Here is a 13,240-nt window from a genome sequence, read left to right as displayed (position 1 = left end):
TTCCGATTACCCTAGCGATCTGGTTGTTGTGTTGCCGGGCCCCTGACCCGTTGCTCCCCTTGAAAAGAATATGGTGCGGTCTTGCCTCACACCCGCTCGATGATGGTGGCGATGCCCTGGCCGACGCCGATGCACATGGTGCACAGGGCGTAGCGGCCGCCGGTGCGCTGCAACTCCTCCGTCGCGGTGAGGAGCAGGCGCGCGCCCGACATGCCGAGCGGGTGGCCGAGCGCAATGGCCCCGCCATTGGGATTTACGCGCGGATCATCGTCCGCGATCCCCAGATCGCGCAGCACGGCGAGCCCCTGCGCGGCGAAGGCCTCGTTCAGCTCGATCACGTCCAATTGGTCGAGGCCGAGCCCGGCAAGCGCCAGCACCTTGCGGGTGGCGGGGGCCGGCCCCATGCCCATGATGCGCGGCTCGACGCCCGCCACGGCGCCGGCGACGATGCGGGCGCGCGGCGTCAGGCCATGCCGGCGGGCCGCCTCCGCGCTGGCGATGAGCAGGGCCGCCGCGCCGTCGTTGACGCCGGAGGCGTTGCCCGCCGTCACCGTGCCGCCCTCCTTGCGGAAGGGGGTGGGAAGCCTGGCCAGCGACTCCAGCGTGGTGCCGGCGCGGGGGTGCTCGTCCTTGTCGACGACGGTCACCGCGCCCTTGCGGCCGGGAATGGTGACGGGCACGATCTCGGCGGCGAGGCGGCCGTTCTCCTGCGCCGCCACCGCCTTCTCCTGCGAGCGGACGGCGAAGCGGTCCTGATCCTCCCGCGAAATGCCGAACTGCTCGGCCACGTTCTCGGCGGTCTCCGGCATGGAGTCGATGCCGTACTGTTTCTCGATCAGCGGGTTGACGAAGCGCCAGCCGATGGTGGTGTCGTAGATCTCCGCCTTGCGGGAGAAGGCCGTCTCCGCCTTCGGCATGACGAACGGCGCGCGGCTCATGCTCTCGACGCCGCCCGCGATGGCGAGCTGGCCCTCGCCGCAGCGAATGAGGCGCGCCGCGTACAGCGCCGCGTCCATGCCCGAGCCGCACAGGCGGTTGATGGTGGTGCCGGGCACGTCCACCGGCAGGCCCGCCAGCAGCGTTGCCATGCGCGCCACGTTCCGGTTGTCCTCGCCCGCCTGGTTGGCGCTGCCGAGCACCACGTCGTCCACGGCGGCCCAGTTCACGCCCGGGTTGCGCTCCACCAGCGCCTTCAGGGGAATGGCGGCCAGATCGTCGGCCCGCACGGCGGAAAGCGCGCCGCCGAAGCGGCCGATGGGCGTGCGGATGCCGTCGCAGATGAAGGCGTCAGTCATGGAACAAGAACTCCTGCGGAGGACGCGGCGGCGTCCTCGATGATTTCACCCTGGATGCGGCGCGACAGGCCGCGGAAAATGGCGACGGCCTCGCCATCATGGCCGGTGACGAGGACATCATAGACACCGGACCGGCCGCTCCCGGCCTGCCGCCGCGCTTCGGCGATGAGCCGTGCTCCCGCCGGGACGGGCTTCAGAAACGTGATGCTGCAATGCTGCGCCACGGTGCGTTCGTTTCGGGAGTTGCAGGCGAAGGCGAAGGCCGAATCCGCCAGCACGAACAGAAAGCCGCCGTGGCAGGTGCCGTGGCCGTTGAGCATGTCCGCGCGCACGATCATGCTCACCCGCGCCCAGCCGTCCCCGGCCGCCTCGACGGACATGCCCATGGCCTGTGACGCCTTGTCCTCATTGAACATTCTGGCCGCCACGCGCTGCGCCAGACGGTCCGCTTCGGTCTCTGCCACGCGTTTCTCCCCGAGGTGGGCCCGGCATTTTCCAGATGCAAAGCCCCTTGCCGTTAATAATCCGAACGGACATACTATTAATCGGGAACGAAGCCCTGTCTAGGGGGGAAGCGCGCCGCCCGCATTGCGGACCCCGGCGATGCAGCAAGCCAGGAGAGCCATGTGACGACCTATTCCACCATCCTGTACGAGTGCCGGGACGGCATCGCCCGGCTGACCCTGAACCGGCCGGAGAAGCTCAACAGCTTCAATGTCATCATGCATGGCGAGGTGGCCGATGCGCTCAGCCGCGTGGAGGCGGACGGAGCGCGGGTGCTGGTCATCACCGGCGCGGGCCGGGCCTTCTGCGCCGGGCAGGATCTGGACGACCGCGCGGTCAAGCCGGACGACCCGGCGGTGGACCTGGGGGAGAGCCTGGAGAGCTATTACAACCCGCTCATCCGCCGAATCACCGGGCTGAAGCTGCCGGTGATCTGCGCCGTCAACGGCGTGGCGGCGGGGGCGGGCGCCAACATCGCGCTGGCCTGCGACATCGTCATCGCCGCCAAACCCGCCAGGTTCGTGCAGGCCTTCTGCAAGCTGGGGCTCGTGCCCGATTCGGGCGGCACGTGGATCCTGCCGCGCCTTGTCGGCACGGCGCGGGCGCTTGGCCTCTCCCTGCTCGGCACGCCGATCGACGGCGAGACGGCGGAGCGCTGGGGTCTCATCTGGAAGGCGGTGGAGCCGGAGGCGCTGGCGGCCGAGGTGGACGGGCTCGCCCGCCACTTCGCCACCCAGCCCACCGGGGGCCTCGCCGCCATCAAGCAGGCGATTCGCGCGGCGGCCACCCACACGCTCGACCAGCAGCTGGATCTGGAGCGCGATCTCCAGCGCGCGCGCGGCCGCTCGGCCGACTACCGCGAGGGCGTGGCCGCCTTCCTTGAAAAGCGCGAGCCGAACTTCACGGGGGCCTGATCCAATCGGCGCTTGGGCCCCGGGGACTTCCAGCCCGGGGGCAAGACCACACGAAATCCCGCCCGAAACGGGAGAGAAGGAGAACACTTCAATGAAGCTGATGAGCTTTGCCGAAGGCCGCTGGGTCGAGCCGCAGGGCCGCCTGACCGAGGTGGTGAGCGCCGTTGACGGCTCCCTTGTGGGCGTCTGCTCGAGCGAGGGGCTGAACTTCGCCGGCATGGCCCGCTACGCCCGCGAGGTGGGCGGTCCGGCCCTGCGGAAACTGACCTTCACCGAGCGCGCCGACATCCTGAAGCAGCTGGCCGCCTACCTGATGGAGCGCAAGGAAGAGCTGTACGCCCTCTCCTGGCACACGGGCGCGACCCGCAAGGACGGCTGGGTGGACATCGAGGGCGGCATCGGCACCCTGTTCGCCTACGCCTCGCGCGGCAAGCGCGAGCTGCCGAACGAGAAGCACCTGATCGACGGCGACGTGGAGCAACTCTCCAAGGGCGGCACGTTCGTGGGCCTGCATGTGCTGACGCCGCTCAAGGGCGTGGCGGTGCACATCAACGCCTTCAACTTCCCGTGCTGGGGCCTGCTCGAGAAATTCGCGCCCACGTTCCTCGCGGGCGTTCCGGTCATCACCAAGCCCGCAACGGCCACCGCCTATCTCGCCGAGAAGCTGGTGCGGATGATGATCGAATCGGGCCTGCTGCCGGACGGCGCGCTCCAGATCATCGTCGGCTCGACCGGCGACCTGCTCGACCATCTGACCATGCAGGATGTGGTCTCCTTCACCGGCTCGCTGGAGACCTCGGTGAAATTGCAGGCGCACCCCAACATCCTCCGGAACGCGGTGCGCTTCATCGCCGAGCGGGATTCGCTCAACGCCTCCATCCTCGGGCCGGACGCCGCGCCGGGCACGCCGGAGTTCGACCTGTACATCAAGGAAGTGCAGCGGGAGATGACCACCAAGGCGGGCCAGAAGTGCACCGCCATCCGCCGCGCCATCGTGCCGAGGCAGTATGCCGACGCGGTGGCCGAGGCGCTGAAGGCGCGGCTGGCCAAGGTGGTCGTCGGCAACCCGCAGGCGGAGGGCGTTACCATGGGCGCACTGGCGAGCCTGTCCCAGCGCGACGACGTGCGCTCCAAGATCCAGCTGCTGCGCTCGGAAGCGCAGGTTGTGTTCGGCGACCCGGAGAATTTCGAGGTTGTCGGCGCGGACCGGGAGAAGGGCGCGTTCCTGCCGCCGGTGCTGCTGCGCTGCGACGAGCCGTGGAAGGCAACCCACGTGCATGACGTGGAGCCCTTCGGCCCCGTCGCCACCATCGTGCCCTATGACACGCTGGAGGAGGCGGTGCGCCTCGCCAACCGGGGCGAGGGCAGCCTGGTCGCCTCCGTCTTCACCTATGACCCGGCCGTGGCCGACGAGCTGCTGTTCGGCAGCGCCTCCTTCCACGGCCGCCTCGTGTTCATCGACCGCGACTGCGCCGGGGAGTCGACCGGCCACGGCTCGCCGCTGCCGCACATGATTCACGGCGGCCCGGGCCGCGCCGGCGGCGGCGAGGAAATGGGCGGCCTGCGCGGCGTGAAGCATTACATGCAGCGCACGGCGCTTCAGGGCTCGCCCGCCCGCCTCGGCCAGCTTGGCCGGTCGTGGATTCGCGGCGGCGTCGAGATCGACGCGGGCGCGCACCCGTTCACCCGGCCGTTCGATGCGCTGCAACTGGGCGAGACGCTCTACACCCGCGAGCGCACCGTCACGCTGGAGGACATCGAGCACTTCGCCCGCTTCACCGGCGATACCTTCTACGCCCACATGGACGAGGAAGCCGCCGCCGCCAACCCGTTCTTCCCGGGGCGCGTGGCGCACGGCTACCTTCTGATCTCCTTCGCGGCCGGTCTGTTCGTCGAGCCCGCGCCGGGGCCGGTGCTCGCCAACTACGGCCTCGACAACCTGCGCTTCCTGAAGCCGGTCTCGCCGGGCGATACCATCAAGGTGCGCCTCACGGTGAAGTCCAAGAAGGCGCGGCGGGAATATGGCGAGGTGCGCTGGGACGTGCAGATCACCAACCAGAATGGCGAGACGGTCGCCAACTACGACCTGCTCACCATGAATGCTTTTGGCGGGGAGCAGGCTGCGAACTGATTTTTTGCAGAGGGTCGCGGACCCTCTGCACTCCCCTTCGTTTTCAGGGCCGCATCTTTCCTCAAGGGTGCGGCCCTTTTCCTTTGCCGGGATTTTTATCGGACTGTGCGCGGCCTGACCGGCGCGGCCGGAACCGTTCCGCGAGGTTGCCAGGAGGGTCGGAGATCCTCCTGTAAAAAACAAATCAGTCCAGTGCGACCCCGGCCGGGCGGCGCATGATCCACTGGTCGATGGCCTTGTGCGGCGTGAACAGCGTGTCGATCTCGAAGCCGAATTTCCGGTAGAAATTGATGGCCCGGTCGTTGTGGATGACGACGGTGAGCCACTGAGGCTGGCGTGGGTCGAGCCAGTCGATGCCTGCGCGCATGAGGGCGGCGGCAATGCCGAGGCCGTGGTGGTCGGGGTGGACCATCATCCAGTCGATCTCGCGGCTGTCGGCGGCGTGGCGGGTGGCGATGAGAAAGCCGCCCAGCCGGCCCTCGACGAAGGCGCACACCAGCCGCTGGTTTTCGCTGGCGGCGGCCGTGGCGCAGGTGTCGGCGCTGATGTGGACGATGCGCTGGATGGCGGCGATCTGCTCGGGGCCGAGCCCGTCGCGGTAGTAGGTGGAGCGGGTCGCCGCGTCGGTGAGGGCGGCGATCTCCGCCGCGCTGGTGCGGGTCATGGCGTCGGCATCGAACGCCAGTTCAGCCTGCCGGATGCGGGCTTCGGTCATGGACGATTCTTCCCCTGTTTTGTCTTCTGTCGCTGGCGCACCGGTCGCGGCGCGCAAGTTGGGCGGGTGTGCAAGATTTCTCATGGATTTCAAAACCATGATGCGCCCGGCAGTGGGAAATGTGCGACGTCCGCCAAGGCCCGTCCGGGCTGTCGGAGGGCTGGAACTTCCCCTCCGGCCGGCGGTTGCTCCTGGCAGGTGGAGGGCTGTCCCCCACGGACGGCCTCCCATCGCCTGTGGACACAAAGGAGGCTGACATGCCGACAAACACACCCGGCGGTACGCCGCATCTGGCGCGCTCCACCGCTGCCGCGACAGGCGACAAGGTTGCCGACGCCACCGATCTGCTGCAGCGGGATCACCGGCAGGTGGAGAGCTGGTTTCACGCCTGTGAATCGCTGAGCGATGAAGAGCAGAAGGCGGAGCTGATCGAGAAGATCTGCATGGCGCTCAAGGTGCACACGCAGATCGAGGAGGAGATCTTCTATCCCCGCTTCCGCGCCGAAACGGGCGAGCAGGGACTGGTGCAGGAAGCCATCGACGAACACGCGGAGGTGAAGCGCCTCATCGCCGACGTCGAGCAGCGCCAGAGCCAGGGCCTCGACTGCACCGAGCAGCTGGAGGCGATGCGTCAGGCAGTGCAGCATCACGTGCAGGAAGAGGAAAACGAGATGTTCGCCAAGGCGCGCAACACGGACATCGACCTGTTCGCCCTCGGCGCCGAACTGGCGACGCGCCGCTCCGAACTGATGCAGCAGTTGTCGGCGCAGAAGATGCAGCAGGGGAGCACCCTCGACTCGGGCAGCGGCATCTGACGAAGGCGGCGCGCCCATGGCTCGGGAGGACCGGTGGGGAGGCGGCGGAGGAGGCGCGCCGGAGCGCGGCGCCCCGCGCGAACTCGGCACGGCCGGCGCGACGCTGGGCTTCGCGCTGGGCGGCTTCTTCGACGGCATCCTCCTGCACCAGATTCTCCAGTGGTACCATGTGCTGAGCGGACTTGGTGATGTGTCCCGGGGCGGGGCGTCCTGGCACAGCCTGCGCGTGCAGGTGCTGGCCGACGGCCTGTTCCATGCGCTGATGTACGTCATCGCGCTGACGGGTCTGTGGCTGCTGTGGCGCGCCCGGCGCGTTGCGCCCGATCTTCCCGGCCGCCGCTTTCTCGGGGCAGTGCTGGCGGGGTTCGGCCTGTGGCATGTGGTGGACGCGATCGTCTCCCACTGGCTGCTCGGCCTGCATCACATCCGCATGGAGGCGGAGTCCGTGCTGTTCTGGGATGTGGCCTTTTTCGTCGCCGGTGCGGCGCTGCTCGTTGCGGGCGCGGCGCTGTGGCGCGAAGGAAGCCGGGGCGGCGATGGCCCGGGCGTCTCGACGCGGGGGCGGTCGTCCGGCCGCACCGCGTTCCTGCTCGGCCTCGTCGTGCTCGCGGCCGGCGGCTGGGCGCTGCGTCCCGTGCCGGAGGCATTGCCGGACGGGCTGGCGCTGGTGGTGTTCCCGCCCACGGCGCCGCCCCAGGCCGCGCTGCGGGCGGCGGGTGCGGCGGGCGGGCGCGTGGTCTGGCTCGATGCCGGGGGCGGCGTTGCCGTGCTCGCCCTGGACGGCGGCATGACGGACCGCTGGCGGCTGTACGGCGCGGGCGCGCTGTTCGTCAGCGGCACGCTCTCGCCGCCGGGCTGTTTCGCCCGGGGCCCCGCTCCGGTCCGCAGCCGGCCGGCCTGACCCTCAGTCCACCATCAGAACGCCGCAGGCGGTCGCCCGCCGGACGGCGGCCTGGCGGTTGTGCACCCCCAGCTTGCGCATGATGTTCTTCAGGTGCCACTTGATGGTCTCGGGCGTCAGGTGAAGCTGGCGCGCGATCACCTTGTTGGAGTGGCCCGCGGCCACGCCGCGCAGCACGTCCAGTTCCCGGGGCGTCAGCGCGCGCGGAGGCGGCACGACGGCCGGCTCCAGCACGGGCCGGGGCTCAAGCCGGGCCGCCGGCGTCATCAGACGCGGCAGGTGGGTGGCGACAGCCGGCGCCAGCAGCGACGCCAGGCGGGCAAATCCCATCTCGCCGGCAACCGCAGACGAATGGTTCAGGGTGAGTGAAGCTTTAGATGCCATAAGCCAAAACACACTGCATTCCGCAGTCCTCCCCGTGGCTTTTGGTGAATGCTCTTTTTTTGTTCTTGCCTGCCCGGGTCCGGCAGGGCCGGATGGCAGGAGGCGGCTTTTGCCGTTCCGTTCTTTTCATAATGGTGTGCGGTTTCGGGAAAGACTCAAGACCCGTATTTGGAAACTTTTGGGTGGTGCGACAGGGCGGATAGGGTCCAGCGAGCCTTGGCACTAGCACCGAATGCGCGGAAATCCGCACTTTCTGAAGAGGGAAAGCCGGGGCGTCAGGCCGTTTCCGGCTGCTGACGGCGGCTGAGGATTCTGCCGGGGTGTTGCATACCGACAACAGGAAAATCGCTCGACACCCCCAAAAGAGTCGCTATCCGATTCTTCAAAAAACGGTAACATGGCCGCCAAGGAACAGGGGCTGGCCAAACCGCCCCGCCAGACATGTCCAGGGGGAGGATGAGTCGATGAATCTGGAATTCTCGCCGGAGGACGAGTCGTTCCGGCAGGAAGTGCGGGCGTTCATTGCCGAGCATTATCCGCCCGCCTTGCGCGGCAGGGGAGAGTCGGTCGAAGGGCTGAGCAAGGAGGAGATTCTCTCCTGGCACCGCGTGCTCGCCAGGAAGGGCTGGGTCGCGCCGCACTGGCCGGTGGAATACGGCGGCGCGGGCTGGACGCCGGTGCAGCGCCACATCTGGGAGGAGGAGTGCGCGCGCGCCGACACCATCCCCGTCATTCCCTTCGGCATCAACATGGTGGGGCCGGTCATCTACACCTTCGGCACGCCGGAGCAGAAGCAGCGCTTCCTGCCGCCGACGCTTGCGGGCGACATCTGGTGGTGCCAGGGCTATTCCGAGCCCGGCGCGGGCTCGGACCTCGCCTCGCTGCGCACCCAGGCGCGGCGCGAGGGCGACCACTACATCGTGAACGGCCAGAAAACCTGGACCACCCTGGCCCAGTATGCGGACTGGGGGTTCTTCCTCGTCCGCACCGACCCGACCGCGCGGCCGCAGGAGGGCATCAGCTTCCTGCTCATCGACATGAAGTCGCCGGGCGTGACCGTGCGGCCCATCATCACGCTGGGCGGCGAGCACGAGGTGAACGAGGTATTCCTCGACAACGTGCGGGTGCCGGTGGAGAACCGCATCCACGAGGAAAACAAGGGCTGGACCTGCGCCAAGTTCCTGCTGGCCCACGAGCGCACCGGCATCGCGGCGGTGTCCCGCTCCAAGCGCGGGCTGGAGAAGCTGCGGGCGATCGCGCGGGAGGAGCGCAGCGGCGGCCGGCCGCTGATCGAGGACCCCTTCTTCGCCCGCAAGCTCACCGAGCTGGAGGTGGATCTGCTGGCGCTGGAATATACGGTGCTGCGGGTGCTGGCATCGGAGAGCGCGGGCCGCGGGCCGGGGCCGGAGTCCTCGCTGCTCAAGATCCGGGGCTCGGAGATCCAGCAGCGGCTGACCGAGCTGGCGCTGGAGGCGGCGGGCCATTACGGCGCGCCCTATTTCCGGGGCTTCCCCGAGGCCGGAGGCAATGTGCCGCCCATCGGGCCGGCATACGCCCACCGGGCCGCGCCCGCCTATTTCAACATGCGCAAGACGTCCATCTACGGCGGCTCCAACGAGATCCAGCACAACATCATCGCCAAGCAGGTGCTGGGGCTGTGAGCACGCCCCTGCCGCAGACAGGATATGCCGGGGAGTGAGGCATGGATTTCAATTTCACCGAGGAACAGACGCTGCTGCGGGAGCAGGTCTCCCGCTTCCTGGCGGACCGCTATGACTTCGAGACGCGCCGCCGGGTGGTGGCCTCGCCCGAGGGATGGCGGCCGGAGATCTGGCAAGCCTTCGCCGGGGAGCTGGGGCTGCTGGGCGCGGCCCTGCCGGAGAGCCTGGGCGGCTTTGGCGGCGGCCCGGTCGAGACCATGATCATCATGGAGGAGTTCGGCAAGGCGCTGGTGGTGGAGCCGTATCTGGGCACCGTGGTGATCGGCGGCGGCCTTCTCAAACATTCCGGCTGGCCGCAGGCGCGGGATCTGGCGGAGCGGATCATCAGCGGCGAGGCGCGTCTTGCCTTCGCCTATGCGGAGCACAAGGCGCGCTACACCTGGCGCCATGTGGAGACCACCGCCAGGCGGCGCGGCGGGGCGTATGTGCTGACGGGCCACAAGGCGGTGGTCATCGGCGCGCCCTGGGCGACGCACCTGATCGTCACCGCGCGGACGGACGGCGACGTGGACTCGCCGGAGGGTCTGTCGCTGTTTCTGGTGGAGAAGGGGGCGCGGGGCCTCCACGCCACCGACTTCCCGACGGTTGACGGCCTGCGCGCCTCGGAGATCCGCTTCGACGGGGTGGAGGTGCCGGCGGAAAATCTCATCGGCGCGGAAGGCGCGGCGCTGCCGCTGATCGAGCAGGTGATCGACGAGGCGACGGCGGCCGTGTGCGCGGAGGCGGTCGGCTGCATGCGCAGGCTGCACGAGGGCACGCTCGACTATGCCCGCCAGCGCCGCCAGTTCGGCGTGCCCATCGCCAGCTTCCAGGTGCTCCAGCACCGGATGGTCGACATGTTCATGGCCCTGGAGCAGTCCGTCTCCATGACCTATCTCGCCACGCTCAAGCTGGGCGCGCCGCCGCAGGAGCGGGCGCGGGCGGTCTCCGCCGCCAAGGCCTATGTGGGCCGGTCGGCCACGTTCGTGGGACAGAACGCCATCCAGATCCACGGCGGCATGGGCATGACCGACGAACTGGCCATCGGCCATTATTTCAAGCGGGCAACCATGATCGAGGGGCTGTTCGGCACCACCGACCATCATCTGTCGCGCGTCGAGACGCTCGCCGACGCCGCCTGAGGCGGCCGGGAAAAAGACCGGAAAAAAAGGGCGCGGCCGCATGGGGTCCGCGCCCTTTTCCGGTCTCTGCCGGGAGTCTGTCGAGAAGGGCGGGCAGACGGTCAGTGCGCGCTCTCGGCCCGCACTTCGCCGAGCTGCCAGGCCCGCACAAAGGGGATCAGCTGGTAAAGGGCCGACAGCCCCACCAGCGCATAGACGATGTTCGTCAGAGTCGTGTCGACTCCGAACAGGGCGGTCACCAGGTTGAAGTCCGCCAGGGCGATCAGGCCCCAGTTGATGCCGCCGATGATCGTCAGAATCAGCGTAATGAGATTCAGCGTTTTCATACGCGCCTCCATCGTCCGCCCGGGAACGCCGCAGGGTGGGGGTTGTTCCTGCCGTTGAGCCCGGCCGTCGGCGCTCTGGCGCGGAACCGCGCCTTTGCGAAACCGTTGCTGAAACAACGGCGCAGTGCCGAAACGTCAAGGAGTGGACGATGGCAGCAACAGGAGCCAGGAAGTCTGGCGGAAAGTCCCGCGGGCGGGCCGCGCAGAGCCGGAAGGGGACTGGGGCGCGGCAAGCCGCGGGACGGTCGAGGAGCGACGCGCAGATGGCGCCGTCCGACGACGCCTCCAGCCAACGCAGCCAGTCCCGGACCGCACAGGCGCGCGCGGACTCCCGCGCAGGGTCCGTCTCCCGCAGCGCCGCGAAGGCGGCGGCGGGCGGAGCGCGCACCGGCAGCGCGAAAGCCCCGGCCGGGCGGCAGGCGGCCCGGCGTGGTCAGGATGCGGTGCAGTTCCTGAAGCAGGATCACCGCCTGGTGGATGCGTTGTTCAAGCAGTTCGAGGAGGCGGGAGACGGCCGCACCCGCGCAAGCGTGATGCGCCGGATCGCCCAGGCGCTGACCGTGCACGCCCGGATCGAGGAGGAAATCTTCTACCCGGCGGCGCGGGCGGAGCTGAGCGAGCAGGATCTGCTGGACGAGGCCCAGGTGGAGCACGACTCCGTCAAGCGGCTGATCGCCGAGATCGAGTCCATGCGTCCCTCCGAGCCGCTCTACAACGCCAAGGTCACGGTGCTGAAGGAATATGTGAAGCACCACGTGAAGGAGGAGGAGCGCGAGCTGTTCCCCCAGGTGAAAAAGACCGGCCTCGACCTTGTCGCCATGGGGGAGGAGCTGGCCGCCCGTCATGCCCAGCTGATGAAGCAGGGCGGCGCGGGTCGGCGCCGCACCGCCACCGCCGAGACCGGGATGCAGGCGCGCACCTGAGCCTCGTCTGCCGGAAGGCGCCGATAAACGGAACGGGCGGTCCATCGGGCCGCCCGTTCGCGTTTCAGGGGGCGCTTGCGCTGCCCCGGCTGCTCGTCCCCGGTTACTCGGAGGCGGGCGTGTTGTCCTGCTTCTCCCCGGCCTTCCGGCGCGCAGCCCGCCGCGCCAGAATGTTGAGGGTTTCAACACCGGCCGAGAACGCCATCGCGGCGTAGACATAGCCCTTGGGCACGTGCGCGCCGAAGCCTTCGGCGATCAGCGTGGTGCCGATGAGCAGCAGGAAGCCCAGCGCCAGCATCACGACCGTCGGGTTGGCGGCGATGAAGTTGGCCAGCGGCGTCGCCGCCACCAGCATCACCGTCACCGCCACGATGACGGCGATGAACATGATGGCCAGGTTGTCGGTCATGCCGACGGCGGTGATGATGCTGTCGATGGAGAACACCAGGTCGAGCAGCAGGATCTGGCCGATGGCCGCCGTGAAGCCGATGCCGGCCTTGCTGGTGTCGAACACGTCATCGGTGGGCGTGGGGTCGACGTTGTGATGGATTTCCTTGGTGGCCTTCCACACCAGGAACAGGCCGCCCGCAATGAGGATCAGGTCGCGCCAGGAAAAGGCGTGATCGAACAGCGTGAAGATCGGCTGGGTGAGCTGCACGATGAACGCCACCGTGCTGAGGAGCGCCAGCCGCATGATCAGCGCCAGGCTGATGCCGATTCGCCGCGCCTTTTCGCGCTGCCCTTCCGGCAGCTTGTTGGAGAGGATCGAGATGAAAATCAGGTTGTCGATGCCAAGCACGACCTCCATGGCGATGAGGGTCGCAAGCGCCGCCCAGGCTGCGGGGTCGGTGGCAATCGCGGCGAGGTGTTCCATCAAGCGGAAGATCCTTCGTGTAGCTGCGTGAGGTTTCGTTTCTACCAAAGACCAAAGCGGAGAGAAGAGGATACCGAACGTAACGCACACGACCGGTAAACGGGCCGGCCGGCAGGGGGATCCTCGGCGCCGGTGGATGCGTTAGCGATACAGCCCCGCGCGCGGGGTTGTCTTCGCTGTGGAAGGGATCGTGATATGCGTTTCAAGCTCAAGGGGGCCGCTGCGGCGGGCGCTGTGGTTCTGGCGGCCGGCCTGTCCGGCCCCGGCGCTGCCCGCATCGACGAGGCGGTGGTGCCGCGCAACGTCGAGAACGCCGAGCCCACGGAACTGCCTGCGGATCAGGACTTTGAGTACGGCTGGGTCGGCCTGCTCGGGCTGGCGGGCTTGCTCGGCCAGCGCCGGATGCGCCGCACCGCGCGGGAGCACGCCTGATCGCCGGAGAAAAGGGGAGCGCCGCCGGCTCCGGCGCTCCCGCCCCCCTGTTGTCCCCCTGCGCGCCGTTACGCGCGGTTCCGCCGCCGCAGGGCGAGGCCCAGCGGCGCGAGGCCGGTCAGGAGCAGGGCCGCCGCGCCCGGCTCGGGCACAGGGTTGAGAGCGTGCATGTGCATCTCCAATG

Annotated in this window: 15 protein-coding genes; 8 read left to right on the top strand and 7 right to left on the bottom strand. The window is 68.6% G+C overall.

Annotated elements, in window-relative coordinates:
• Positions 1 to 86: 86 nt before the first annotated feature.
• A complete protein-coding gene (gene pcaF, locus ACSJJU_RS02995) occupies positions 87 to 1,295 on the bottom strand; it encodes a 3-oxoadipyl-CoA thiolase (RefSeq protein WP_435913685.1) in 1,209 nt (402 codons plus the stop codon).
• Positions 1,292 to 1,759 (bottom strand): hydroxyphenylacetyl-CoA thioesterase PaaI, encoded by a 468-nt coding sequence (gene paaI / locus ACSJJU_RS02990; protein WP_435913684.1) that lies wholly within the window; start codon positions 1,757 to 1,759, stop codon positions 1,292 to 1,294. The genes pcaF and paaI overlap by 4 nt, the downstream gene beginning before the upstream one ends.
• 162 nt (positions 1,760 to 1,921) lie before the next feature.
• Between paaI and paaG the strand changes: the two genes are divergently transcribed.
• Complete coding sequence (gene paaG, locus ACSJJU_RS02985; protein WP_435913683.1) at positions 1,922 to 2,713, top strand: 2-(1,2-epoxy-1,2-dihydrophenyl)acetyl-CoA isomerase PaaG; 792 nt, start codon at positions 1,922 to 1,924, stop codon at positions 2,711 to 2,713.
• Between the two features lie 91 nt (positions 2,714 to 2,804).
• A complete protein-coding gene (paaZ, locus tag ACSJJU_RS02980) occupies positions 2,805 to 4,844 on the top strand; it encodes a phenylacetic acid degradation bifunctional protein PaaZ (protein WP_435913682.1) in 2,040 nt (679 codons plus the stop codon).
• Positions 4,845 to 5,028: 184 nt separating this feature from the next.
• Here paaZ and ACSJJU_RS02975 read toward each other — a convergent pair whose 3' ends face one another.
• Positions 5,029 to 5,559 carry a GNAT family N-acetyltransferase gene (locus ACSJJU_RS02975; RefSeq protein WP_435913681.1) on the bottom strand — a complete coding sequence of 177 codons (531 nt, stop codon included), beginning with the start codon at positions 5,557 to 5,559 and terminating at the stop codon, positions 5,029 to 5,031.
• A 257-nt stretch (positions 5,560 to 5,816) separates the two neighbouring features.
• Between ACSJJU_RS02975 and ACSJJU_RS02970 the strand changes: the two genes are divergently transcribed.
• Positions 5,817 to 6,374, top strand: a complete 558-nt coding sequence (locus ACSJJU_RS02970) for a hemerythrin domain-containing protein (RefSeq protein ID WP_435913680.1) — start codon at positions 5,817 to 5,819, stop codon at positions 6,372 to 6,374.
• Between the two features lie 16 nt (positions 6,375 to 6,390).
• Positions 6,391 to 7,275 carry a DUF2243 domain-containing protein gene (locus tag ACSJJU_RS02965; RefSeq protein ID WP_435913679.1) on the top strand — a complete coding sequence of 295 codons (885 nt, stop codon included), beginning with the start codon at positions 6,391 to 6,393 and terminating at the stop codon, positions 7,273 to 7,275.
• A 3-nt stretch (positions 7,276 to 7,278) separates the two neighbouring features.
• Here the strand turns inward: ACSJJU_RS02965 and ACSJJU_RS02960 are convergent, their stop codons facing one another.
• Positions 7,279 to 7,659: a response regulator transcription factor gene (locus tag ACSJJU_RS02960; protein ID WP_435913678.1), complete on the bottom strand. Its 381-nt coding sequence runs from the start codon at positions 7,657 to 7,659 to the stop codon at positions 7,279 to 7,281.
• Positions 7,660 to 8,123: 464 nt separating this feature from the next.
• Here ACSJJU_RS02960 and ACSJJU_RS02955 point away from each other — a divergent pair, with 464 nt between their 5' ends.
• Together ACSJJU_RS02955 and ACSJJU_RS02950 are read left to right on the top strand one after the other, a co-directional pair.
• A complete protein-coding gene (locus ACSJJU_RS02955; protein ID WP_435913677.1) occupies positions 8,124 to 9,320 on the top strand; it encodes an acyl-CoA dehydrogenase family protein in 1,197 nt (398 codons plus the stop codon).
• A 41-nt stretch (positions 9,321 to 9,361) separates the two neighbouring features.
• Positions 9,362 to 10,501: an acyl-CoA dehydrogenase family protein gene (locus ACSJJU_RS02950; RefSeq protein WP_435913676.1), complete on the top strand. Its 1,140-nt coding sequence runs from the start codon at positions 9,362 to 9,364 to the stop codon at positions 10,499 to 10,501.
• Positions 10,502 to 10,602: 101 nt separating this feature from the next.
• On the opposite strand, the gene ACSJJU_RS02945 is transcribed toward ACSJJU_RS02950, so the two are convergent.
• Positions 10,603 to 10,827 (bottom strand): DUF378 domain-containing protein, encoded by a 225-nt coding sequence (locus tag ACSJJU_RS02945; RefSeq protein WP_435913675.1) that lies wholly within the window; start codon positions 10,825 to 10,827, stop codon positions 10,603 to 10,605.
• A 263-nt stretch (positions 10,828 to 11,090) separates the two neighbouring features.
• Between ACSJJU_RS02945 and ACSJJU_RS02940 the strand changes: the two genes are divergently transcribed.
• Complete coding sequence (locus tag ACSJJU_RS02940) at positions 11,091 to 11,750, top strand: hemerythrin domain-containing protein (protein WP_435913674.1); 660 nt, start codon at positions 11,091 to 11,093, stop codon at positions 11,748 to 11,750.
• A gap of 103 nt (positions 11,751 to 11,853) precedes the next feature.
• Here ACSJJU_RS02940 and ACSJJU_RS02935 read toward each other — a convergent pair whose 3' ends face one another.
• Entirely contained in the window at positions 11,854 to 12,624 is a 771-nt protein-coding gene (locus tag ACSJJU_RS02935) for a TerC family protein (RefSeq protein WP_435913673.1), read from the bottom strand.
• A 195-nt stretch (positions 12,625 to 12,819) separates the two neighbouring features.
• Between ACSJJU_RS02935 and ACSJJU_RS02930 the strand changes: the two genes are divergently transcribed.
• Entirely contained in the window at positions 12,820 to 13,056 is a 237-nt protein-coding gene (locus tag ACSJJU_RS02930; protein ID WP_435913672.1) for a WGxxGxxG family protein, read from the top strand.
• Between the two features lie 68 nt (positions 13,057 to 13,124).
• Here ACSJJU_RS02930 and ACSJJU_RS02925 read toward each other — a convergent pair whose 3' ends face one another.
• Complete coding sequence (locus ACSJJU_RS02925) at positions 13,125 to 13,226, bottom strand: PEP-CTERM sorting domain-containing protein (RefSeq protein WP_435913671.1); 102 nt, start codon at positions 13,224 to 13,226, stop codon at positions 13,125 to 13,127.
• Positions 13,227 to 13,240 lie beyond the last annotated feature (14 nt).

The organism is Pedomonas sp. V897 (assembly GCF_051304405.1).
GTDB lineage: Bacteria > Pseudomonadota > Alphaproteobacteria > Sphingomonadales > Sphingomonadaceae > Pedomonas.
The sequence above is the reverse complement of the archived record's forward strand: the minus strand, read 5'-3'. Positions and strand labels throughout refer to the sequence as shown.

Coding starts and splice junctions, on each gene's coding strand:
- paaZ (WP_435913682.1), top strand. CDS start 2,805: ATGAAGCTGATGAGCTTTGCCGAAGGCCGCTGGGTCGAGCCGCAGGGC.
- ACSJJU_RS02950 (WP_435913676.1), top strand. CDS start 9,362: ATGGATTTCAATTTCACCGAGGAACAGACGCTGCTGCGGGAGCAGGTC.
- ACSJJU_RS02930 (WP_435913672.1), top strand. CDS start 12,820: ATGCGTTTCAAGCTCAAGGGGGCCGCTGCGGCGGGCGCTGTGGTTCTG.
- ACSJJU_RS02960 (WP_435913678.1), bottom strand. CDS start 7,659: ATGGCATCTAAAGCTTCACTCACCCTGAACCATTCGTCTGCGGTTGCC.
- ACSJJU_RS02940 (WP_435913674.1), top strand. CDS start 11,091: ATGGCGCCGTCCGACGACGCCTCCAGCCAACGCAGCCAGTCCCGGACC.
- ACSJJU_RS02945 (WP_435913675.1), bottom strand. CDS start 10,827: ATGAAAACGCTGAATCTCATTACGCTGATTCTGACGATCATCGGCGGC.
- ACSJJU_RS02975 (WP_435913681.1), bottom strand. CDS start 5,559: ATGACCGAAGCCCGCATCCGGCAGGCTGAACTGGCGTTCGATGCCGAC.
- pcaF (WP_435913685.1), bottom strand. CDS start 1,295: ATGACTGACGCCTTCATCTGCGACGGCATCCGCACGCCCATCGGCCGC.
- ACSJJU_RS02965 (WP_435913679.1), top strand. CDS start 6,391: ATGGCTCGGGAGGACCGGTGGGGAGGCGGCGGAGGAGGCGCGCCGGAG.
- ACSJJU_RS02970 (WP_435913680.1), top strand. CDS start 5,817: ATGCCGACAAACACACCCGGCGGTACGCCGCATCTGGCGCGCTCCACC.
- ACSJJU_RS02955 (WP_435913677.1), top strand. CDS start 8,124: ATGAATCTGGAATTCTCGCCGGAGGACGAGTCGTTCCGGCAGGAAGTG.
- ACSJJU_RS02935 (WP_435913673.1), bottom strand. CDS start 12,624: ATGGAACACCTCGCCGCGATTGCCACCGACCCCGCAGCCTGGGCGGCG.
- ACSJJU_RS02925 (WP_435913671.1), bottom strand. CDS start 13,226: ATGCACGCTCTCAACCCTGTGCCCGAGCCGGGCGCGGCGGCCCTGCTC.